The sequence below is a fragment of the Pseudomonas sp. W5-36 genome, from assembly GCF_046540455.1.
GTDB lineage: Bacteria > Pseudomonadota > Gammaproteobacteria > Pseudomonadales > Pseudomonadaceae > Aquipseudomonas > Aquipseudomonas graminis_B.
Map to the genome: position 1 here is coordinate 137565 of NZ_JAXCIQ010000002.1, position 22749 is coordinate 160313.

The 22749-nt window shown below is 61.7% G+C and carries 15 protein-coding genes; 10 read left to right on the forward strand and 5 right to left on the reverse strand.

What is annotated here, in order from left to right; translation table 11 throughout:
* Positions 1-78: 78 nt before the first annotated feature.
* From mdoH to pip, 4 genes are all read right to left on the reverse strand, one after another.
* Entirely contained in the window at positions 79-2676 is a 2598-nt protein-coding gene (mdoH, locus tag SLW74_RS03470; RefSeq protein ID WP_410928143.1) for a glucans biosynthesis glucosyltransferase MdoH, read from the reverse strand.
* Positions 2669-4648 (reverse strand): glucan biosynthesis protein, encoded by a 1980-nt coding sequence (locus SLW74_RS03475; protein ID WP_083233003.1) that lies wholly within the window; start codon positions 4646-4648, stop codon positions 2669-2671. Before SLW74_RS03475 ends, mdoH begins: the two co-directional genes overlap by 8 nt.
* A 258-nt stretch (positions 4649-4906) precedes the next feature.
* Positions 4907-5344, reverse strand: a complete 438-nt coding sequence (dtd, locus tag SLW74_RS03480) for a D-aminoacyl-tRNA deacylase (RefSeq protein ID WP_065986671.1) — start codon at positions 5342-5344, stop codon at positions 4907-4909.
* The gene (pip, locus tag SLW74_RS03485) at positions 5345-6316 is read right to left on the reverse strand and encodes a prolyl aminopeptidase (protein ID WP_065986673.1); all 972 of its coding nucleotides are present in this window, start codon (positions 6314-6316) and stop codon (positions 5345-5347) included. It abuts the gene before it with no gap.
* A 379-nt stretch (positions 6317-6695) separates the two neighbouring features.
* Between pip and SLW74_RS03490 the strand changes: the two genes are divergently transcribed.
* The 6 genes from SLW74_RS03490 (at position 6696) to SLW74_RS03515 (ending at position 16377) form a co-directional block, all read left to right on the forward strand.
* The gene (locus SLW74_RS03490) at positions 6696-9179 is read left to right on the forward strand and encodes a glycogen/starch/alpha-glucan phosphorylase (protein WP_065986675.1); all 2484 of its coding nucleotides are present in this window, start codon (positions 6696-6698) and stop codon (positions 9177-9179) included.
* 478 nt (positions 9180-9657) lie between these two features.
* Positions 9658-12540, forward strand: a complete 2883-nt coding sequence (locus SLW74_RS03495; RefSeq protein WP_410928144.1) for a DUF2339 domain-containing protein — start codon at positions 9658-9660, stop codon at positions 12538-12540.
* Positions 12537-13937 carry a DUF3999 domain-containing protein gene (locus SLW74_RS03500; protein WP_410928145.1) on the forward strand — a complete coding sequence of 467 codons (1401 nt, stop codon included), beginning with the start codon at positions 12537-12539 and terminating at the stop codon, positions 13935-13937. Before SLW74_RS03495 ends, SLW74_RS03500 begins: the two co-directional genes overlap by 4 nt.
* Positions 13938-14292: 355 nt before the next feature.
* The gene (locus SLW74_RS03505; protein ID WP_065986681.1) at positions 14293-15303 is read left to right on the forward strand and encodes a class 1 fructose-bisphosphatase; all 1011 of its coding nucleotides are present in this window, start codon (positions 14293-14295) and stop codon (positions 15301-15303) included.
* 235 nt (positions 15304-15538) lie between these two features.
* Complete coding sequence (gene bamE, locus SLW74_RS03510) at positions 15539-15793, forward strand: outer membrane protein assembly factor BamE (RefSeq protein ID WP_065986688.1); 255 nt, start codon at positions 15539-15541, stop codon at positions 15791-15793.
* Positions 15790-16377 (forward strand): lipocalin family protein, encoded by a 588-nt coding sequence (locus SLW74_RS03515; RefSeq protein ID WP_410928146.1) that lies wholly within the window; start codon positions 15790-15792, stop codon positions 16375-16377. Before bamE ends, SLW74_RS03515 begins: the two co-directional genes overlap by 4 nt.
* 1 nt (position 16378) lies before the next feature.
* Here SLW74_RS03515 and SLW74_RS03520 read toward each other — a convergent pair whose 3' ends face one another.
* Positions 16379-17743 (reverse strand): formimidoylglutamate deiminase, encoded by a 1365-nt coding sequence (locus SLW74_RS03520; protein WP_410928147.1) that lies wholly within the window; start codon positions 17741-17743, stop codon positions 16379-16381.
* Positions 17744-17933: 190 nt separating this feature from the next.
* On the opposite strand from SLW74_RS03520, the gene hutC reads away from it, so the two are divergent.
* The 4 genes from hutC to hutU all read left to right on the forward strand — a co-directional run bounded on the left by hutC (position 17934) and on the right by hutU (position 22642).
* The gene (gene hutC / locus SLW74_RS03525) at positions 17934-18644 is read left to right on the forward strand and encodes a histidine utilization repressor (RefSeq protein ID WP_167355769.1); all 711 of its coding nucleotides are present in this window, start codon (positions 17934-17936) and stop codon (positions 18642-18644) included.
* Positions 18641-19234, forward strand: coding sequence for a HutD family protein (locus SLW74_RS03530; protein WP_192130874.1), 594 nt, complete (start codon positions 18641-18643; stop codon positions 19232-19234). The genes hutC and SLW74_RS03530 overlap by 4 nt, the downstream gene beginning before the upstream one ends.
* Before the next feature lie 59 nt (positions 19235-19293).
* Complete coding sequence (gene nhaA, locus SLW74_RS03535; RefSeq protein WP_410928353.1) at positions 19294-20466, forward strand: Na+/H+ antiporter NhaA; 1173 nt, start codon at positions 19294-19296, stop codon at positions 20464-20466.
* 484 nt (positions 20467-20950) lie between these two features.
* The gene (gene hutU, locus SLW74_RS03540; RefSeq protein ID WP_410928148.1) at positions 20951-22642 is read left to right on the forward strand and encodes a urocanate hydratase; all 1692 of its coding nucleotides are present in this window, start codon (positions 20951-20953) and stop codon (positions 22640-22642) included.
* The last annotated feature ends 107 nt before the right edge of the window (positions 22643-22749 follow it).

The following is a 22749-nucleotide window of genomic DNA, read 5'->3' on the forward strand; positions in this document are numbered from 1 at the left end:
CCTACTACACAAGGGCCCGGCCCAAACAAAAACGCCGCCGAAGATCACTCTTCGGCGGCGTTTTGTTCAGCGTATGAATCAGGCGTTGACGAGGGTCGCGTCATTCACATGGGTCGCTGGCTGCAAAGGCAGCAGCGGCGCATGGGGATCGGCTTCCACCGACGCGCGCCAGGCATTGAGCCAAGCGGAATTGCCTTCGCTCCAGACCAGTTCGTGCAACCGAGCCAGCGCAACCGGATCGCTGAGCAATTGCAGGCGTTCGTGGTTGTTCAGGAGCTCAGGGCCACCTTTGATCGCGTGACGCACACGCTCGACACGCATCCACTCGATCGGCTCGGCCTCGCGATGGCGAGAGGTCGCCAGCGCGCAGGCCAGGGCGTTCTGCTGCGGATCGACCACCGCACGGATGAAACCGTCGTTCAACGCGTGCCAGCGGTTTTCGTGGGTGTACTTGTCAGTGGACACCAGCTCTTGCGGCGGCGTGTGCTCTTCCGGGATCAGGAACAGCTTGGTGTCGCGCGCTTTCAGGCCCAGATTCGTGCGGCTGGAAATCACCGACACCGGGATCGACAGCATCAACGAACCCACGATCGGCACCAGCCACCACAGGAAGCTCGGGTTCAGCCAGGCCACCAGCAGCGCCCAGCAGAAGCCCAGCAGCGTCTGCGGCCCGTGACGTTTGACCGCTTCGCTCCACGGCGTCGAGTCATCATCACGCTGCGGCGAGTTCCACGTCGCAGCCCAGCCCAGGAACGCGGCCAGTACGAAGCGGGTGTGGAAGATCATGCGCACCGGCGCCAGCAGCATGGAAAACAGCATTTCCAGCAGCATCGACAGGGTGACCTTGATGCGGCCACCAAAACCGGTTGCGCCCTTGGCCCAGATCAGGATCACGCTGAGCAGTTTCGGCAGGAACAACAGCACGACGGTCGTGGAGAACAACGCAACGGCTTTTTCCGGGTGCCACTGTGGCCACAACGGATACAGCTGGCGCGGTTCCATGAAGTACGTCGGTTCCATCAGCGTGTTCACCGCCAGCAGCGCGGTCGACAGCACCAGGAAGAAGAACCATAACGGAGCCGACAGATAGGACATCACGCCGGTCAGGAACACCGCACGGTGCACCGGGTGCATGCCTTTCACCAGGAACAGGCGGAAGTTCATCAGGTTACCGTGGCACCAGCGACGGTCACGCTTGAGCTCATCCAGGAGGTTCGGCGGCAGCTCTTCGTAACTGCCCGGCAGGTCGTAGGCAATCCACACGCCCCAGCCCGCACGGCGCATGAGCGCGGCTTCGACGAAGTCGTGGGATAGAATAGCGCCGGCAAAAGCACCTTTCCCCGGCAGCGGCGCGAGGGCGCAGTGCTCGATGAACGGTTTCATGCGGATGATCGCGTTATGACCCCAGTAGTGGGATTCACCCAACTGCCAGAAGTGCAGGCCGGCGGTGAACAACGGGCCGTACACCCGGGTCGCGAACTGCTGCATGCGTGCATACAGCGTGTCCATGCCCGAGGCACGCGGCGCGGTCTGGATGATACCGGCGTCCGGCGTCGCTTCCATCAAACGCACGAGGCTGGTAAGGCATTCGCCGCTCATGACCGAGTCAGCGTCAAGCACGACCATGTAGCGGTATTCACCGCCCCAGCGACGGCAGAAGTCATCGAGGTTACCGCTCTTGCGCTTAACGCGACGGCGGCGACGACGATAGAAGATCTTGCCGAAACCACCGGTTTCACGGCACACGTCCAGCCAGGCTTGTTGCTCGGCCACACAAATGTCGGTTTCGTTGGAGTCGCTGAGAATGAAGAAGTCAAAGCGGTCCAGATCGCCTGTGGCTTTGACCGATTCGAACGTCGCCCGCAGACCGGCGAATACGCGAGGCACGTCTTCGTTGCAGATCGGCATCACGAGTGCAGTGCGCGCACCCGCTTCAATCGGCTCATTGCCCGCGCTGGCACCGGAAATACGGTACTTGTCGTGGCCAGTGAGCAGTTCGAGGAAGCCCATCAGCGCGGTCCAAAAACCGGCCGACACCCAGCAGAACAGAATCCCGAACAACAGCAGGATGCTGGTCTGCAGCGCATACGGCATGACCTGAACAGCGGTCTGCCACAGGGTTTGATGACTGATTTCGTCGAATGAAACCAGTGACCAGCCCTGATACGGCAGGATGCCCTTCATGTAGAAGCCGGCGACGATGGTCTGCCCCAGCATGAGGATCAAGAGAATATAGCGACGGATCGAACCGACAGTGCGCCAGCGCGCCTTCGGCAGATCGCGTGGCAGATCGTCCTTGGGCGGCGGCGGATTGCTCTTGCCGGTCAGTCGACGCCAGCCGCGGTGCAGGATGTTGGTCCGCCACGGCTCCGGCACGACTTTGGTCCGACGAATCGGCGGCGTGGCTTTCAGGACAACGCGGCCGCTGGCGTCGACACTCAGCATCTCGGCTTCGTGCAGCTCATCAGCGGTCGTCAGGGTCAGGCGACGACCCACCGAGGCCTGGGAGGCCTCGGCAGGGTCAGCGACGGTTTGCGCCGAAAGGCGTTCGTGCAGCTCAGCGAACGAGGTGCAGCTGGCAAGTTCTGCCCGCTGCGCGTCGGTCATCGGCAGATGCGCCAGGTACTCGCTGAGAGACTCATTCAAAGGCTCTGGCACCGCGTGTGAATTACTCATCGGCTGGCAACTGGTAGCTCCAGGTTTCGGTCAGGATTTGTTGAATCATGGCCGGCCCCTGTTGGGTGGATGCAGCCTCTACCGCTGGCTGCGGGGTCTCTTTCATGCCTTTGTTGGCCTTGGCAGCGTCGCCCAGTGCGGCTTCAGGCTTGGAAGCCTCATCCGACTTGGCTTCGGCTACCTTGGTAGCTTCGGCCGACTTGGCGGCATCTTTGCTGTCGGCTTTAGGGCCTTTAGCGTCCTTCATGTCTTTCGCGTCTTTCGCATCGCCGGCCTTCAAGGCATCGGTCTTAACGAGTTCAGCTTTCTCGTCCTTCGGTGCAGCAACCACTGGCGCCGCAGCAACAGCAGCCTTGGCATCAGCCTTGGCGGCCGGCTTCTTGTCCGACTTGTCGGCAGTGATGACCGCTGGCTCCTTGCCTGGCTCGGCAGGGGTTTCGCGCAGCAGGTAAGCACGCATTTCAACCGCCTTGCCCGGATCCTTGACCTTCAGGCGAAGCGTCAGACGCCAGCCTTTGGTCACCGGGTTGTAGCGCAGGTTGTTCTCGACCAGATCGGTGTTGTCATCGGTGATGACCTGACTGCGGATCGACGGATCTTCGCCCAGCTTGGCGAGGGTCGGGCCAACGAAATCCACCAGGTAGGCAACGCTGCCGTCCGGCTGACGAATCAGGTTCGACTGCTTCACGTCACCCGTCGAGCGCAGGGTCTGCTTGACCCAGCCCAGATCTGGCGAGTGAATGGCATCCTCATCCATGGTCCAGTGCAGACGGTAGTTGAAGTCAATCGACTGACCCGGCTCTGGCTGGGTTTCCGGCTTCCAGAACGCAACGATGTTGTCGTTGGTTTCGTCAGCAGTCGGGATCTCGACCAGGTCAACGGTGCCCTTGCCCCAATCGCCCTTAGGCTCGATCCAGGCGCTTGGACGTTTGTCGTAGCGGTCATCCAGATCCTCGTAATGGCTGAAGTTGCGGCCACGTTGCAGCAGACCGAAGCCGCGCGGGTTCTCTACGGAGAAGCTGCTGACCGAGAGGTGTTTAGGGTTGTTCAGCGGGCGCCAGATCCACTCGCCATTGGCTGCCTGGATCGACAGACCGCTGGAGTCGTGCAGCTCGCGACGGTAATTCAGGACTTTCGACGGCTGATTGGCGCCGAACAGGTACATGCTGGTCAGCGGCGCAACGCCCAATTTGCCGACCTTGTCACGCAAGTACATGCGCGACTGGACATCAACCAGTGTGTTGGTGCCCGGACGCAGGGTCAGCTTGTAAGCGCCGGTGGCGCGAGGGGAGTCGAGCAAGGCGAAGATGACCAGATGGTTGTCATCCGGGCTTGGCTTCTCGATCCAGAATTCGGTGAAGCGAGGGAATTCCTCACCTGATGGCATGGCGGTGTCGATCGCCATCCCGCGCGCAGACAAACCGTAAACCTGACCTTTACCGATGACGCGGAAGTAGCTCGCGCCCAGCATGGTCATGATTTCGTCTTGCTTGTCGTCTTTGTTGATCGGGTAGGTGACGCGGAAACCGGCGTAGCCCAGGTTCTCGGTCGACTTGGGATCGAACTTCACGTCACCGAAATCGAAACGAGTCGGGTCGTACTTGATCTCGTTGACGGAGTTGGCGGTGACTTCGTTGATTTTGACCGGGGTGTCGAAGTGCATGCCCTGGTGGTAGAACGACACCTTGAACGGGGTCTTGTCATTCGCCCATTCGGCTTTGTCTTGCAGGAAGCGGATCTTTTGATAGTCCGCGAACTTCATGTCGCGGAATTCGGCCGGAAGATTGCTCTTCGGCGCGGTGAATTTCTGTCCGGCCAGATCTTTGGCCTTTGTCGCCACGTCGTCTAGATCGAACGCCCAGAGCTGACTGGCGCCGAACAGACAAAACAAAGCCGACCCTGCCAGCAGCGCGCTGCGCAAGCGCCCGCCCGGGTTCTTTGGTGCATTACATGGACTAACAATCACGAGCAACCCTCGCCGAAAACAGATGAAGAAACCAACGGCCAGCTATCAAATGCCGGGTTGGCGAGCACTGTTCCGACTCCAAAAGGGGCCAATGATTCCCCAAGCGGTGCCGGACCAGTCTGCGTTTTACCGATTTAACGGGCTTTGGCCCGTCCTTGTAGCGCGCGATTATCCAGTAGCTCGCGTTACAACGCATCAGGGGACGCAAACTATTTATTGCGTTTGAAGCCAGTAAATCCGGGGCCATCAAAAAGACCGGGGCGCTCAGGTTTCAAGCAAAAATGTCACAGGGCCATCATTGATCAGGTGCACCTGCATATCTGCACCGAACTGGCCCGTTTCCACCGTCTCGTGGGAGCTTTTGGCCTTCGTCACCAAATAGCCAAACAGCTCGGCGCCGAGGGCCGGGGGTGCAGCTTTTGAAAAGCTCGGCCGCATCCCGCTCTTGGTATCTGCCGCCAGTGTGAACTGAGAGACCAGCAGTAATCCGCCATTAACGTCGATTAACGAAAGATTCATCTTCCCGTCGGCGTCACTGAATACCCGATAGTTAAGCAGCTTGTGCAACATCTTGTCGGCGCTGGCCGGCGTGTCTTGAGGCTCGATGCCAATCAGGACCATTAAACCTTGATCAATCGCACCAATGGTCTGGCCGGCAACGTCGACGCGCGCCTGGGAAACGCGCTGAAGCAAGGCCTTCATTTATGCCTCTTCCGGCGGCAGATCCAGCAAACGGCGCGCCACTTCTGACGCCGCCCGCACCAGCGCATCGGTGATGCCTGGCTCGGACGCCGAGTGACCGGCTTCGCGGATGACCTGCAGTTCACTGTTCGGCCACGCCTGGTGCAGCTCCCAGGCGTTGTCCAGCGTGCAGATCATGTCGTAGCGGCCATGGACGATGATGCCAGGCAGATGGGCGATTTTCGGCATGTCGCGAATCAGCTGGTTTTCTTCGAGGAACGCACCATTGGTGAAGTAATGGCATTCGATGCGCGCAATGGACAAGGCGCGATGGGGTTCGGTGAAGCGATCGACCACCTGCGGGTTCGGACGCAATGTGGCGGTGCGCCCTTCCCATGTCGACCACGCCTTGGCGGCGTGCATCTGGGCGATCTGATCATTGCCGGTGAGGCGTTTGTGGAATGCGGCGAGCACGTCGTGGCGCTCGTCCGGCGGGATCGGCGCCATGTAGTCCTGCCAGTAATCCGGGAACAGCCGGCTCGCGCCTTCCTGGTAGAACCACTTGATGTCCTGGGGCCGGCTCAAAAAGATGCCGCGCAAGATCAAAGCATGGACCCGATCCGGGTGCTTCTGCGCGTAGGCGAGGGAGAGCGTCGAACCCCACGAGCCACCGAACACCACCCATTTGTCGATGCCCAGGTGGGTGCGGATGCGTTCGAGGTCATCGACCAGGTGCCAGGTGGTGTTGTTTTCCAGGCTGGCATGTGGCGTTGAACGACCGCAGCCGCGCTGATCGAAGGTGATGATGCGATAGAGATTAGGATCGAAATAACGGCGGCTCTGTGCATCGCATCCCGAACCCGGCCCCCCGTGAATGAATATGACGGGCAGGCCGTCCGGCGAGCCGCTTTCATCGACATACAGTACATGCGGCTCTTCCACCGCCAGATCGTGCCGGGCGTAAGGTTTGATCTGCGGGTACAAAGTCTGCATAGGTGCTCCAAAAGTCCAGTTCAGGGGCTGCGGTCTATCTGCCGTTGGGCATCATAAACCTGAATCGGCGAATGAACATGCCCGCCTCATTCCGGCCAACTGTTATCCCCTGTTTCACAGGCACATGCCCGCTGACAGCAAAACATGAGCAAGATCAACGCCAGAGTGGAACGATCAATGCAAGGCTCTCCAGATACGGGGGAATGCGCCAGAGAATTGCCTTCGATGTGCAATGACGGCGAACCGGGGTAGCTTGTTCGAGTCGAACCGAGGGTTGTGCAACCGCGTATTTTCCGTCCGACCGGGAGGAAATAACCAATGACACGCCCTACAGTCAACCCACCCATTTAATCGTCAAACCAACTTGAGGTCGTACCCGATGTCTCCGGAACCCAACGTTCGTGACGCTGAAGTGGCAGCCTTCCGAGAAGCTGTGCTGAACAAACTCGAGTATGCCGTCGGTAAAGACCCCGACCATGCCTTCGACCATGACTGGTTCATGGCCATCGCGCTGGCGACTCGCGACAAAATGGCCGAGCGCTGGATGAACCACACGCGCTACGTCTATCGGCAGGAAAAAAAGCGTGTCTATTACCTTTCCCTCGAGTTCCTGATCGGCCGTCTGATGTTCGACAGCCTGAGTAACCTGGGCATCCTCGAAACCGCGCGCGAAGCGTTGAAAGGCCTGAACGTCGACCTGGAGCAGATTCGCTCGCTGGAGCCTGACGCTGCACTGGGCAACGGCGGCCTCGGTCGTCTGGCCGCCTGCTTCATGGAAAGCATGTCGACCCTCGGCATTGCGGGCCATGGCTACGGCATTCGTTACGAGCACGGCCTCTTCCGTCAGGCCATCGTCGATGGCTGGCAGCAGGAGCAGACCGAGAATTGGCTGGACTTTGGTAACCCGTGGGAATTCGAACGTCCTGAAGTGATTTACCAGATCGGCTTCGGCGGCAGCGTGCAGCCTCTGCTTGATGCAGCCGGCGCGCCTGTGCTGGACGCCTCGGGCGAAACCCGTCAGGTCTGGACCGCAGGCGAAACCGTTCGCGCGATTGCTTACGACACGCCCGTCGTGGGCTGGCGCGGCAAAGCGGTGAACACGCTGCGCCTGTGGCGTGCGCGCGCCGTGGAAGACCTGCATCTGGAACGCTTCAACGCCGGCGACCACGTCGGTGCGGTGGCGGAAGTAGTGCGGGCCGAAAGTATTTCCCGTGTGCTGTATCCAAACGACAGCACCGAAGCGGGCCAGGAACTGCGCCTGCGTCAGGAATTCTTCTTCGTCTCGGCGTCGCTGCAGGATTTGCTGCGCCGCCACAAGAACATGGGCTACAGCATCGGCAGCCTGCCGGAACACGTTGCCATCCAGATGAACGACACCCACCCGTCGATCGCCGTGGCGGAGCTGATGCGCGTCCTGATCGACCTGCACGACGTGGAATGGGATGAAGCCTGGCGCATCACCGTCGGCACCCTGGCGTACACCAACCACACGCTGCTGCCTGAAGCGCTGGAAACCTGGTCGGTCGGCCTGATGGAACGCATGCTGCCGCGCCACATGCAGATCATTTACATGATCAACGCCCAGCACATCGACAAGGTCCGCCTGGACTTCAAAGACGATCCTGGCCTGTTCGACCTGTTGCGCGCCGTCTCGCTGATCGAAGAAGACAACGGCCGTCGCGTGCGCATGGGTAACCTGGCGTTCCTTGGCTCACACAGTGTGAACGGTGTGTCGGCGCTGCACACGCAGCTGATGCGCAAGACCGTTTTCGCTCATCTGCACAAGCTGCACCCGGACCGCATCAACAACAAAACCAACGGCATCACCTTCCGCCGCTGGCTGTTCCAGTCCAACCCGCAACTCACTTCCATGCTGGTCAACGAGCTCGGCGAGCAGGTACTCGACAACCACGAAACCGCGCTGCTGAAACTGGAGCCGCTGGCTGAAGACCCACGGTTCCAGCAGGAGTTTGCCGCTCAACGCCTGCAAAGCAAGAAAGCCCTGGCCTCGATCATTCAGGAACGCATGGGCATCGTGGTTAACCCCGAGGCGATGTTTGACGTACAGGTCAAGCGCATCCACGAGTACAAGCGTCAGTTGCTGAACCTGTTCCACACCGTGGCGCTGTATCAGGCCATGCGTGCCGACCCGAGCACCGATTGGGTGCCGCGCGTGAAGATCTTCGGCGGCAAGGCGGCGGCCAGTTATCACTCGGCCAAGCTGATCATCAAGCTGACCAACGACATCGCGCGCACGGTCAACAATGACCCGACGTTGCGCGGCCGTTTGAAAGTGGTGTTCATGCCCAACTACAACGTCAGCCTGGCGGAAAGCATCATTCCGGCGGCGGATTTGTCGGAGCAGATTTCCACGGCGGGCCTGGAAGCGTCCGGCACCAGCAACATGAAGTTCGGCCTCAACGGTGCACTGACCATCGGTACCCTCGACGGCGCCAACGTGGAGATGAGCGAGCAGGTCGGTCTGGAGCACATGTTCATCTTCGGCATGACCTCGCAGGAAGTCGAAGCGCGCAAGCATGCCGGTGAGTTCAACGCGCATCAGGACATCGCGGCGTCCGGGCGTTTGAATGACGTGCTTCAAGCGATCCGCGGCGGGGTGTTCTCGCCGGATGATCCGTATCGCTACGCCGGGCTGATCGATCAGTTGATCAACTACGACCGCTTCTTCGTCTGCGCTGACTTCGAGTCGTACTGGCACGCCCAAGCCAAGGTCGAAGCGCGCTGGCACGATTCGAAAGAATGGTGGCGTTCGGCGGTGCTCAACACTGCGCGCATGGGCTGGTTCTCTTCGGACCGGACCATCCGCGAGTACGCGACCGAAATCTGGAACGCGCTGGATTAAGGGCGTGTGAGGTGATTGTCTCAGCCGAGACGATCACCTCGATGTGACCGCTCGCTCTCGCAGCAAGTACAAATCCTGTGGGAGCTTGCTCGCGAAGACTTACTTTCATTCACCAGAAATGCCTGGCCGGGGACAGATTAATTTACGGTAAAGCGTTGTAAATAAATCAGTCCCCTTCCACCCCGCTTCCACCCCGGCCACACCGCTCGGTTTCGAGGCAGATGCAAATCCTGTGGGAGCGAGCTTGCTCGCGAAGACTTACTTTCATTCACCAGAAACGCTTGGGCGGGGACAGATTAATTTACGGTGAAGCGTTGTAAATAAATCAGTCCCCTTCCACCAATCCCCCTTCCTCCGCACTTCCACCGCAGTCCTTTTCCACTAGGCTCCCCTCCCCAACACAAAATGTTTCCCCTTTCCTGACGCCCGATATACTTTTCGCCATCGCCGTTGATCGGCTGAAAAGGGATGTCGTCGCGTGCAATGGATTCTTCTGCTGGCCGGTCTGGTGATCGGAGCGCTTCTTGATGGGTCGCTGTTGGGCGGCGCGGTCGGGGCGGTCATTGGCCTGGCGGCGGGCTTGAGCTTCCGGCTGAGTGCCTTGACGCGGGAAACCGCCGTGCAGAAAGCCGAACTTGCCAAGACCCGGCAGGACCTCGACGCCGTACAACAACGCCTCAGCCAGCTGGATTCCGCCGCCGCCCAGGTGCCGGATGCACCCGTGTCCGCGCCGTTGAATGTTCAGCCCATCGCAGACGATGGCCCGGAGCTGCTGTGGGATCTACCGGACCTCGAGCCGGCCGCCTCGGACGTTGGCGATTCGGAATGGAGTCGCCCTGCACCGGCGCCATCACCCACAGCCCCGAGCTACGCGCCCGCTGCTGCATCCGCCTCCCTGCCCGCTTCAACCCAGCCCACCCCTGCCGAGCAAAACCTGTTCGACAGCGCCTTCATGCGCGCAAAAAACTGGCTGCTCGGTGGCAACACCGTGCTGCGGGTCGGCGTCGTATTGCTGTTTCTCGGCCTGGCGTTCCTGCTGCGCTACGCCACCGAAGGTATGGTCGTCCCGATCGAAGCCCGTTATGCCGGTGTCGCGGGGGCAGCCTTGACGCTGCTGGGGTTGGGTTGGGGGCTGCGGCATCGCAATGAATCCTTCGCGCTGATGCTGCAGGGGACGGGCGTCGCGGTGCTGTACCTGACCGTGTTCGCCGCCATGAAAGTCCACACCTTGCTGGCGCCGGGGATGGCATTCAGCCTGCTGGTGGCGGTCACCGTGTTTTCGGCCATTCTCGCCGTCACGCAAAACTCTCTGGCCCTCGCCTGCGTCGCCGCTCTGGGCGGATTTGCCGCGCCGCTGCTGACATCCTCCGGCGACGGCAGTCACGTCGCGCTGTTCAGTTATTTCGCCCTGCTCAACGCCGGGATTTTCGCCATCGCGTGGTTCAAGGCCTGGCGCCCGCTGAACCTGATCGGCTTCATCGGCACGTTCGGCATCGGCTTCGCCTGGGGCATGGGCGCGTACACGCCCGAGCTGTTCTGGAGCACGGAACCCTTCCTGATCCTGTTCTTCCTGATGTACCTGGCCATCGGCCTGCTGTTCGCCCGGCGCACGCTGCAAGAACACGCCGCCGGGCCCGACGACGACAGCCGGGAAGCCACCCTGCGCGGGTCCTCGCGTCAGACCCACTACGTCGACGGCAGCCTGTTGTTCGGCACACCCATCGTCGGCTTCGGCCTGCAGTACGCGCTCGTTCAACACATCGAATTCGGCGCTGCGTTGAGCGCACTGGCGCTGGGCTTGCTGTACATGGGCATCGCTCGGTTCCTGGCCGGGCGCGCACCGGGTCGGGCGTTGCTGCTGGTCGAAACGTGCCTGTCGCTGGGCGTTGTCTTCGGCACGCTGGCGATTCCCCTCGGCCTCAGCGCGCAATGGACGACGGTCGCCTGGGCGGTCGAAGGCGCGGCGGTGTTCTGGCTCGGCATGCGTCAGAACCGCTTGCTGGCACGGGGTTTCGGCCTGCTGCTGCAACTGGGCGCGGGAATCGCGTTTCTGGGCGTGGTCGGGCGCTGGTATGTGCCGACGTTCAATCAGGGGGATTTCTGGACCCCCTTGATCATCGCACTCGCTGGTCTGGTCAGCGCGTTCTCCGTGGAGCGCATCGGGACTTTGCGTCTGTCGCTAAGCAAGCGTGTATTGCAACCTGCGTTGCTGATGTGGGGAACGCTTTGGTGGTCCGTAGCGCTGTTCATCATGACTGACTACGTAGCAGGCCCGAACGTGTTCTCGACGTTGCTGGTGCTGGGCGCCGTTAGCGTTGGGCTGTGGACCATGGCAGCCCTGCGCCTGAACTGGACGGGGATCGCACAGCTGACGACGCTGCTGACGCCGATGAGCGCTGTGTTGCTCGTGCTGATGAGTTTCAACGCCTATTACAACCCTGCCGCCGATTGGGGCTGGCTGGGCTGGCTCGCGGTGATTGCGGTTCACCTGTGGTCCTTGAAGAAGCTCGACAAACTGCTGCTCCCGCGCCTGCGTATCGGGGCCCATGTGATCGGCTGCTGGCTGATCATCAGCGTTTTCTCGCTGCAACTTCGTTACGGACTGCTGGTGTTGTCGGAGGCGTATAACGCTTGGCGCTGGCTGGGCTGGGCGTTGCTGCCGAGCCTGTACTTGCTGGCGATGACGGCTTCCCGCACGTGGCTCTGGCCTGTCAGTGCGTATCCGCGTGAGTACCGCGTCTGGGCTGCGGCGCCGCTGGCTGCATTGATGCTCGCCTGGTTCTGGCTGGCGAACGGGTTCAGCGAAGGCGCTGCCGACCCCCTGCCCTATCTTCCATTGCTGAACCCGCTGGAACTGGGCCTGTTGATCACGCTGACCGGCATCGTCAGCTGGACCCGCCAGCAACTTCCGCAATTGGGCGTCAGCGAGGGGCGTGCTCAGAAAGCGGCGCTGGTCATTGCCGGCGCATCGCTGTTCGCTCTGATCACCGCCATGGTGCTGCGCACGGCCCATCACTGGGCCGGCGTGGCCTGGCACCCCGACGCGCTGTTTGAATCGATGCGTGTGCAGGCCGGGCTTTCCATCGTCTGGACGCTGACCGCGCTGGCGCTGATGATCGGCGGCCATCTGCGCGCGCGTCGGGACCTGTGGATTGCCGGCGCCGCACTGATCGGGGTCGTCGTGGCCAAACTGTTCTTCGTCGAGCTGAGCAATCGTGGCGGTCTGGAGCGGATCATTTCCTTTATCGGCGTTGGCGTTCTGTTGCTGGTGGTGGGATATTTCGCCCCCCTGCCGCCCCGGCATCCAGCTCGAAGCGAGGGTCTGACCGACGCCGACGCGGCGGACCGGGCATCGAAATGAAGCGCGTAAGGAGTGTTCAGTTGAGTCGTCAGTTCGTCATCAAGGCCGCCCTGCTTGCCCCGTTGCTGGGCTCGCTGCTGTGCGCGGCCCCGCTCAGCCAGGCGGAGGATCTGCCGGATGATTTCACCACCCATGCGCCGCTGACCGTCAGCGGCGAAGGGCCCTGGTATCGGCTGGAATTGCCCCTCGGCGTGCAGTTGAACGCGCGCCAGAGCACTCTCAACGATGTGCGCGTTTTCAACGCAGACGGCCAGGCCCAACCCTACGCAATCACCCAAAGCCCGCCCCAGCGTGCAGCCGACGCAAGCCCGGTCTCGGTGAAGTGGTTCCCGCTGTACAACAGTGATGCCGCGAAAGACGCCGAGCCGAAAATCCGCGTCGAGCGAACGCCCAACGGCACGCTGGTGGAGGTGCAGCCCCAGGGTGAGATCGAGGCGGGCGAAGAGATTCTGCGCGGCTGGTTGCTCGACACCAGCGCGATCAACGCGCCGCTGGATCAATTGATTCTGGACTGGAGCAGCGAGCGCGACGGCTTTCAGCGGTTCAGCATCGAGGCCAGCGACGACCTCCAGCACTGGCAGCGCTGGGGCGAGGGTCAGGTCGCGAGGCTGTCATTTGCTGAAGAGTTGGTTGAGCAGCGCGTCGTCAATCTGCCGGGGCGCAGCGCCCGCTATCTGCGTCTGCTTTGGAAATCGCCCCTGTCCGCGCCGACGCTGAACGCCGTGCAACTGATCAGCACGCAGCCCGGCGTGCTGCCGTTGAGCTGGTCGCCGGCCATCAATGGCCGCGTCGAAAAACCTGGCGTGTATGTGTGGCAACTGCCGGTGGCCCTGCCGCTGGAACGCATGCGGATCGACATCGCGCAACCCAACAGCCTCGCGCCTGCCACGCTCTATGGGCGTCGTGACAGCAACGCAGCGTGGGAGTTGATCGACAACGGCCTGCTTTATCGGCTCAGCCAGAACGGTCAGGACGTTGTGCAGGACGAAATGGAGCTGCCGGGCAATGTCGTGCAGCAGCTTAAACTTGAGGTCGATGACCGCGGCGGCGGCCTGGGCAATGACGCGCCGACGCTGAGCTTTGCCGTGCGCGCCACGCAACTGGTGTTCCTCGGTCGCGGCGCGCCGCCTTACAGCCTGGCCGTCGGCAACGCCACGGTGAAAAGCGCGGCGTTGCCACTGGCGACGCTGATTCCCGGTGTCAGCCCGGAGAAGCTGGCAGCACTGGGCAGCGCGTCCATGGCCGCGACACCTGTGGCGCCGGTTGCTCCGGCAGCGCCCGTGGAGGCCAGTGGTCCCGACATGAAGCGCATCGGTCTGTGGGCCGTGCTGATACTCGGGGTGATTTTTCTGGCATGGATGGCGCTTGGCACACTGCGCGGGTCGCGTAGCAAGTAACGCGCAAAACAACGCGCCAAATTATAAGTGTCGGGGTGATGACGCTGAATCGTCCCGGCATCGAAAAAATTGCAGACGATGCCCGCCAATTCGTCACCCCGATCGCGTTACGCTTAACGTACAACCGATGCGACTGGGTACGGCGATCCCTTGTGGGACCGGCTTCAGCCGGGAAGGCGTCGGTCGTCACGCTGCAGGATTTGTGGTGTTCACACTGGCCTATTCCCGGCTAAAGCCGGTCCCACCAGGATGTAGCCCGTGAACTGAATCACTACCTACCCGGTCTGACAGGCAGTATTAAATTTCCGCTCACGCTAGACTGTGCGCGTTTTTATCCCCCATTTCGGAGCTCTCCATGTCCCGCGTTACCTTGAGTCGTTATCTGATCGAGCAGACCCGCACCAACAACACCCCTGCCGATCTGCGCTTTCTGATTGAAGTCGTGGCGCGCGCGTGCAAAGAGATCAGCCACGCGGTATCCAAAGGCGCCCTGGGCGGCGTGCTTGGCAGCATGGGCACTGAGAACGTGCAGGGTGAAGTGCAGAAGAAACTGGACGTGATGTCCAACGAGATTCTGCTCGAAGCCAACGAATGGGGTGGTCACCTGGCGGGCATGGCGTCCGAAGAAATGGACAACGCCTACCAGATCCCCGGCAAATACCCGAAAGGCGCCTACCTGCTGGTGTTCGACCCACTGGACGGCTCGTCCAACATCGACATCAACGCGCCGGTCGGCACGATCTTCTCGGTGCTGCGTTGCCCGAACGAGTACCTGAGCCAGAACGAAGCGCTGAACGAGAAGGCGTTTCTGCAGCCTGGCACTCAGCAAGTCGCCGCCGGTTACGCCATCTATGGCCCGCAGACCATGCTGGTGCTGACCCTGGGTGACGGCGTCAAAGGCTTCACCCTGGACCGTGAGATGGGCAGCTTTGTCCTCAGCCACGAAGACATCAAGATCCCGGAGTCCACTCAGGAATTCGCGGTCAACATGTCCAATCAGCGTCACTGGGAAGCCCCGGTCAAGCGCTACGTCGAAGAGCTGCTGGCGGGCGAAGACGGCCCGCTGAAAAAGAACTACAACATGCGTTGGGTCGCGGCGATGGTGGGCGACGTCCACCGCATCCTGACCCGTGGCGGTCTGTTCATGTACCCGCGCGATTCCCGCGAGCCTTCCAAGCCGGGCAAGCTGCGCCTGATGTACGAAGCCAACCCGATGTCGTTCCTGGTTGAACAAGCCGGCGGCGCGTCGACCGACGGCCATCAGCGCATCCTCGACATTCAGCCCGAAGGCCTGCACCAGCGTGTTGCTGTGTTCCTGGGTTCGAAAGAAGAAGTGGAACGCGCAACGGCGTATCACAAGGAATAAGGTTCTGAATGGCCGCCTTTGGCGGCCATTTTTCTGAGAGCTGCAGCCGCTCGTGTGGGAGCGCCACCTCGGTCACTCCCACAGGCTTTGTGTTTGCCGCGCGAACGCGCGGTTGCCCGAACGAGCCGGAAATCCTCTTCCTTCGGAAGCCGTCCTCCCCTTTTTTCTTCTAAGCTTGCGGCATCAGGTCGGCGCTGCGACGCTGCTCTCTCCCTCGATTCAGGAGTTTCATCTCATGTCTTTGCGCACTCTCGCGGTGTTGTCGTTCTGCGTTCTGCTGGCGGCCTGCAGCAAGGTCACTCAGGAAAACTACTCGAAAATCACGGCCGGCATGCCCAAGGCGCAGGTCGAGCAATTGCTCGGCAGTCCAACCGAGTGCTCCGGCGCGTTGGGGATGTCCAGCTGCACGTGGGGCGATGCGAAGACGTTCATCAGCGTCCAGTACGCCGCCGACAAGGTCGTACTGTTCTCAGCGCAGGGGCTTGAATGAATATTCGTCAGGCACTGAAGCTCGGCGCCGTGGCGATAGCGGCAGTTTGGCTGGCTGGCTGTGCGGTCAAGCCTGAAAGCGAATCCATGGCGCCTAAGACGGTTGATCATGTTGATCTCAAGCGCTATCAAGGCACCTGGTACGAGGTGGCGCGGCTGCCGATGTTCTTCCAGCGCAACTGTGCGCAGTCCGAAGCGCATTACACGCTGAAGGCTGACGGGAACATTGCCGTCACCAACCGTTGCCGCACCATGGAGGGCAAGTGGGAGCAGGCAACCGGGACCGCTTCACCGCAGATTCAGGGCAAGACCGATAAGCTGTGGGTCGTGTTCGATAACTGGTTCTCGAACCTCTTCCCGGGCGTGGCGAAGGGCGATTACTGGGTGCTGTACGTGAGCCCCGACTACACAGTGGCGCTGGTGGGCAGCCCGAGCCGCAAGTTCCTGTGGCTGCTGTCGCGCACGCCTCACGTGCCGGATGGGGTGCGCAACGACCTGCTGATGAAAGCGCAGCAACAGGGTTACGACACGACCAAGCTGATCTGGCGGGTAGCGGACTCGAAAGTAGGCAAGGCTGCGGACTGACTCAGCCCAGCAACTCCCGCAACACCTGAGCGAACGCACGGCTGCTCTGCCCTTCATCGGCATGGTGGCCGTCGCGGATCACCCAGCGGCCATTGACCATCACATCCCTGATCTGACGATCACTTCCGGCGAACAGCCAGCGATTGAGAATGGCATCGCCGGACGCCGTCGCGAGATACGGATCGTTGCCGTCGAGCACCAGCCAGTCTGCACGCTTGCCCACCTCCAACGCGCCCACCGGTTGCCCCATCGCCTGCGCACCGCCCACCAGCGCCGCGTCGTACAGCGTACGTCCGACCATCGGCTGATCCGGCCGGTACAGACGATTACGACGCTGATCGCGGAGACGTTGGCCGTATTCCAGCCAGCGCAACTCCTCGACCACGCTCAGCGACACATGGCTGTCTGAACCAATGCCCCAACGCCCGCCTTGTGCGATGTAATCCACCGCCGGGAATATCCCGTCGCCCAGATTTGCCTCTGTGGTCAGGCACAGCCCCGCGATCGCATGACTTTGCGCCATCAATGCCACTTCGTCCGGCTCGGCATGGGTCGCATGCACCAGGCACCAGCGCCCATCGACCTCGACGTTTTCATACAGCCACTGCAGCGGCCGGCGACCGCTCCAGCTCAGACAGTCATCGACTTCCTTCTGCTGCTCGGCGATATGAATGTGGATCGGGCAATGGGGGTCGCTGGCGGCGGTTACGTCGCTGATCTGCTGCGGGGTCACGGCGCGCAGCGAATGAAAGCACAGCCCCAGCGCCTGGGCGGGTTGCGCGGCAATGACGGGCTTCAGGCGGGACTGCAAATCCAGGTAGCTGTCGGTGCTGTTGATGAACCGGCGCTGCCCCTCGTTCGGCGTCAGGCCGCCAAACCCCGAGTGGCTGTAGAGCACCGGCAGCAGGGTCATACCGATGCCGACCGAACTCGCCGCCTGACTGACCTGCAGCGCCAGCTCGGCGGGGTCGGCGTAGGGCTTGCCGCTGGTGTCCTGATGGACGTAGTGAAACTCCGCGACCGAGGTAAAACCGCCCTTGAGCATCTCGATGTACAGCTGCCGCGCGATAACGCCGAGCTGCCGGGGACTGATCTGCCCGACGAGGCGATACATCAGGTCGCGCCAGGTCCAGAAACTGTCATTGGGATGGCCGGCCACTTCTGCCAGACCGGCCATGGCGCGCTGAAAAGCGTGGGAGTGCAGGTTGGGCATGCCCGGCACGACCGGCCCGTTGAGCCACTCGGCGTCACCACGTTCGGCGTCGGTCTGCACCTGGCTCAGCAGGCCATCGGCACCGACCTCGAAACGTACGTTGCTGGCCCAGCCGGTGGGCAACAACGCGCGTTCGGCAAAGAAAACGGACATGACTCGGCACCCCTCGCGTGAAATTGTCTATACATATACAGACGTTTACATGGCCGGTAAACTGCGCCGCGCTTGTCGGCACACGTGTTAATGGTTAGCGTGGACGCTGTAACCTCTCTCGCCTGAATAACGCCATAACAAGGATTTCTCCGTGCCGACTCCGCCTGCCAATTTGCCGCTGGCTTCCCAGATGGGTGACAGTCCGGCGCCGCTGTACGCCAGGGTGAAGCACATGATCACCCAGCAGATTCAGAACGGCACCTGGCCGCCGCACCACCGCGTGCCGTCCGAGAGCGAACTGGTGACGCAACTGGGCTTCAGCCGCATGACGATCAATCGCGCCCTGCGCGAGATGACCGCCGAAGGGATGTTGGTGCGCATGCAAGGCGTCGGTACGTTCGTCGCCGAGCCCAAGACTCAATCCGCGCTGTTCGAAGTGCATAACATTGCCGATGAGATCGCCGCTCGCGGACATGTCCACACCTGCCAGGTCATCATTCTCACCGAAGAAGCCGCCGGTTCCGAACGCGCGCTGGCGCTCGACATGCGTGAAGGCCAGCGCGTGTTTCACTCGCTGATCGTGCATTTCGAAAACGATATTCCCGTGCAAATCGAAGACCGTTTCGTCAACGCCCTCGTCGCGCCGGACTACCTGCAGCAGGACTTCACCCAACAAACGCCCTACGCCTACCTTTCCCAAGTCGCGCCGCTGACCGAAGGCGAGCACGTGGTCGAGGCGATTCTCGCCGAGCCCGACGAGTGTAAATTGCTGCAGATCGAAAAGGGCGAACCGTGCCTGCTGGTGCGTCGGCGCACCTGGTCCGGCCGCCAGCCGGTGACTGCTGCCCGCCTGATTCATCCCGGCTCACGCCACCGCCTGGAAGGACGCTTCAGCAAATGACTCAACTGACTGTTCTGCGCGCTGCGGACTACCCGCGAATGCCCTGGAAAAACGGCGGCGGCAGCACCGAGGAAATCACCCGCGATGCCGGCGAAGGCCTGGAAGGTTTCGGCTGGCGGCTGTCGATTGCCGACATCGCCGAGTCGGGCGGCTTCTCGGTGTTCGCTGGCTATCAGCGCATCATCACCGTGCTGCAAGGTGCAGGCATGACGCTGACTATCGATGGGAAGGACAGCGAGCCACTGCTGCCGTCCGACCCGTTCGCGTTCAGCGGCGACAGCGCGGTGTCGTGCACGCTGCTCGACGGCCCGATCCGCGACTTCAACCTGATCTATTCGCCAGCCCGTTACCGCGCGCGCCTGCAGTGGATCGACGTGATGCAGCCCCAGCGGTTTTTCAGTTCGGCTGACGTGTTCGTGGTGTTCAGCACCGCCGAGCAGATGGCCGCCAATATCGGCGAGCACCCCCCGCAAATGCTCGAAAAACATGACTGCTTACAATTGGAGAACGCCCCGGGCGCGCTCGTGGAAGCGGTGCTCTACGCCCCGCGCCCCAGCCGCGTGTGCGTGATCGAGCTGTCGCGCGTCTGAGTCCAGCCGTGCCTGTGTTAGATTGCGTTTTTTTCGCCAGCACAAGGACGACCATGACGATGCTCAACGACAATAAAGAAAGCCCACGAGCCCTCGCCATTCTTGCCAGTTTCCTTGCATCGGAGTCGGCGGGCGGCCTTGTGCTGATGGGCGCCGCCCTCGCCGCGATCATCGTCGCCAACTCCCCCCTCGCCCCCTCGTATTTCGCCGCACTGCACAGTGTCTGGGGCGGGTTGTCGATCGAGCTGTGGATCAACGACGGGCTGATGGCGATCTTCTTTCTGATGGTCGGCCTGGAAATCAAACGCGAAGTATTGGCCGGCGGTCTCGCCAGTTGGGGTCAGCGTGCGCTGCCCGGTTTCGCGGCAGCGGGCGGCATGCTGGTGCCGGCGCTGATCTACATCGGCGTCAACATGGGCAACGCCGAAACCATGAGCGGCTGGGCGATCCCGGCAGCCACTGACATCGCCTTCGCCCTTGGCGTGCTGTCGTTGCTGGGCAAGCGGGTGCCAACGTCGCTGAAGGTGTTTCTGGCCGCGCTGGCGATTCTCGATGACCTGGGCGCCGTCACCATCATCGCGCTGTTCTACAGCACCGGCCTGAACATGCCGATGCTGGGCGCCTCCTTCGCGACGCTGGCCGTGTTGGTGATCATGAACCGCATGGGCGTGCAGCGATTGCTGCCATACCTGCTGCTCGGCCTGTTGTTGTGGTTCTTTGTGCTGCAGTCAGGCGTGCATGCAACGTTGGCGGGTGTAGCCCTGGCGCTGTGCATTCCGCTGGGCACACGCAAGGAAGAAGCCCGCTCGCCGCTGCTGTTTCTTGAAGAGAAAATGCACTACTGGGTGGCGTTCGCGGTGGTGCCGATTTTTGGATTTGCCAATGCGGGCGTGTCCCTGTCGGGCATTACTCTCGGCAATCTGGTCGACCCGGTGCCGCTGGGTGTGGCGCTGGGGCTGTTTGTCGGCAAGCAGATCGGCGTGTTTCTCGCCGCGGTGCTGGCGATCCGGTCCGGGCTGGCGACACTGCCGGAAGGCAGCAACTGGCCCCAGCTGTATGGCGTGGCCCTGCTCTGCGGCATCGGGTTCACCATGAGTCTGTTCATCGGCAACCTGGCCTTCCCGGGCGCAGCGCATCTGATCGATGAAGTGAAAGTGGGCGTGTTGCTGGGCTCGATCGCGTCGGCGCTGGCCGGGGTGTGGCTGTTGCGCAGCAAGCTGGCCCAGCACTGATTGAGTCCAGACACAACGGTATCGCGCTGCAGACACTGGCCCTGTGGGAGTGAGCTTGCTCACGAAGATGGCAGTACATCAGCAGGAGATTTTGCGGATGTATGAACCGCTTCGCGAGCAAGCTCGCCTCCACAGGTCAGTGGCTCCGTAAATAACTCTTCTGTTACCCCAGTCATGCACTGAGCTGGGGCGTTCGCACCGAAAAGTAACAATTCCCTTCTTTTCACCTTCCTTGAATCCGTAAGCCTTCGCACGGCTGAAACCTTGGCAAGCGCGCAGCAATGCGGGCCGAAGGGGTTTCTGCACCTGCAAAAGCAACGTTGGCCTCTTGGTTGCATATGCTTGTATGTACAAGTAAGCATGAGTCGATAAAAGCTGTTCCCAGCCGGTTCGGATTACAACGGCAGCACTCATGCAGAACCTTATTCCCACGTTCGTCACGGACTCCCGCGTCCAGGCCGGATCGATCATCGAGGACTGTTAAGTGACTACTGACCACAACACCCCTGCTCAGCAATGGACCAAACGCCGCGATGTGGAAATCCGCGCAGCCCGTGGCACGCAACTGACCGCCAAGAGCTGGATGACCGAGGCGCCGTTGCGGATGTTGATGAACAACCTCGACCCGGAAGTCGCCGAGAACCCGAACGAACTGGTGGTCTACGGCGGTATCGGTCGAGCAGCGCGCAACTGGGAGTGCTACGACAAGATCGTCGAGAGCCTGACGAACCTGAACGACGACGAAACCCTGCTGGTGCAGTCCGGCAAACCGGTCGGCGTGTTCAAGACCCACAGCAACGCGCCCCGCGTGCTGATCGCCAACTCCAACCTGGTGCCGCACTGGGCGAGCTGGGAGCACTTCAACGAACTGGATGCAAAAGGCCTGGCGATGTACGGCCAGATGACCGCCGGCAGCTGGATCTACATCGGTAGCCAAGGCATCGTCCAAGGCACCTACGAAACCTTCGTCGAAGCAGGTCGCCAGCATTACGACGGCAACCTGAAGGGCCGTTGGGTACTGACCGCAGGCCTGGGCGGGATGGGCGGCGCGCAGCCACTCGCGGCAGGGATGGCGGGCGCCTGCTCGCTGAACATCGAATGCCAGCAGAGCCGCATCGATTTCCGCCTGAAAACCCGTTACGTCGACGAGCAAGCCACTGACCTCGACGACGCCCTCGCCCGCATCGCCAAGTACACCGCCGAAGGCAAGGCGATCTCCATCGCCCTGTGCGGTAACGCTGCCGAGATCCTCCCGGAAATGGTCCGCCGTGGCGTGCGCCCGGACATGGTCACCGACCAGACCAGCGCCCACGACCCGCTCAACGGCTACCTGCCCAAAGGCTGGACATGGGAGCAGTACCGCGAGCGCGCCGCCACCGAGCCTGCCGCCGTGGTCAAGGCCGCCAAGCAGTCCATGGCCGAGCACGTCGAAGCCATGCTGGCGTTCCGGAAACTGGGCGTGCCGACGTTCGATTACGGCAACAACATCCGTCAGATGGCCAAGGAAGTTGGCGTGACCAACGCGTTCGATTTCCCCGGTTTCGTGCCCGCTTACATTCGCCCGCTGTTCTGCCGTGGCGTCGGTCCTTTCCGCTGGGCCGCGCTGTCGGGCAACCCTGAAGACATCTACAAGACCGACGCCAAAGTCAAAGAGCTGATCCCGGACGATGCGCACCTGCACAACTGGCTGAACATGGCCCGTGAGCGCATCAGCTTCCAGGGTCTGCCGGCACGTATCTGCTGGGTCGGCCTGGGTCAGCGCGCCAAGCTGGGCCTGGCCTTCAACGAAATGGTCCGCAGCGGCGAGCTGTCGGCGCCGGTGGTGATCGGCCGTGATCACCTGGACTCCGGCTCCGTCGCCAGCCCGAACCGCGAGACCGAATCAATGCAGGACGGCTCCGACGCCGTGTCCGACTGGCCGCTGCTCAACGCGCTGCTCAATACCGCGAGCGGCGCGACGTGGGTCTCGCTGCACCACGGCGGCGGCGTCGGCATGGGCTTCTCGCAGCACTCGGGCATGGTCATCGTCTGCGACGGCACCGACGAAGCTGCCGAACGTATCGCCCGCGTCCTGCACAACGACCCGGCCACCGGCGTGATGCGTCATGCCGATGCCGGGTATCAGATTGCGATCGACTGCGCCAAAGAGCAGGGCCTGAACCTGCCGATGATCTGATACTTCAGTGGCCATCGCGCTGAACCCTGTGGGAGCGAGCTTGCTCGCGAATGCTGAATGTCAGACGCAGTTGATGCTGCGGATGTACCGGCCCCCTCGCGAGCAAG

Coding starts and splice junctions, on each gene's coding strand:
- mdoH (WP_410928143.1), bottom strand. CDS start 2,676: ATGAGTAATTCACACGCGGTGCCAGAGCCTTTGAATGAGTCTCTCAGC.
- dtd (WP_065986671.1), bottom strand. CDS start 5,344: ATGAAGGCCTTGCTTCAGCGCGTTTCCCAGGCGCGCGTCGACGTTGCC.
- pip (WP_065986673.1), bottom strand. CDS start 6,316: ATGCAGACTTTGTACCCGCAGATCAAACCTTACGCCCGGCACGATCTG.
- SLW74_RS03490 (WP_065986675.1), top strand. CDS start 6,696: ATGTCTCCGGAACCCAACGTTCGTGACGCTGAAGTGGCAGCCTTCCGA.
- SLW74_RS03500 (WP_410928145.1), top strand. CDS start 12,537: ATGAAGCGCGTAAGGAGTGTTCAGTTGAGTCGTCAGTTCGTCATCAAG.
- SLW74_RS03505 (WP_065986681.1), top strand. CDS start 14,293: ATGTCCCGCGTTACCTTGAGTCGTTATCTGATCGAGCAGACCCGCACC.
- bamE (WP_065986688.1), top strand. CDS start 15,539: ATGTCTTTGCGCACTCTCGCGGTGTTGTCGTTCTGCGTTCTGCTGGCG.
- SLW74_RS03515 (WP_410928146.1), top strand. CDS start 15,790: ATGAATATTCGTCAGGCACTGAAGCTCGGCGCCGTGGCGATAGCGGCA.
- SLW74_RS03520 (WP_410928147.1), bottom strand. CDS start 17,743: ATGTCCGTTTTCTTTGCCGAACGCGCGTTGTTGCCCACCGGCTGGGCC.
- hutC (WP_167355769.1), top strand. CDS start 17,934: ATGGGTGACAGTCCGGCGCCGCTGTACGCCAGGGTGAAGCACATGATC.
- SLW74_RS03530 (WP_192130874.1), top strand. CDS start 18,641: ATGACTCAACTGACTGTTCTGCGCGCTGCGGACTACCCGCGAATGCCC.
- nhaA (WP_410928353.1), top strand. CDS start 19,294: ATGCTCAACGACAATAAAGAAAGCCCACGAGCCCTCGCCATTCTTGCC.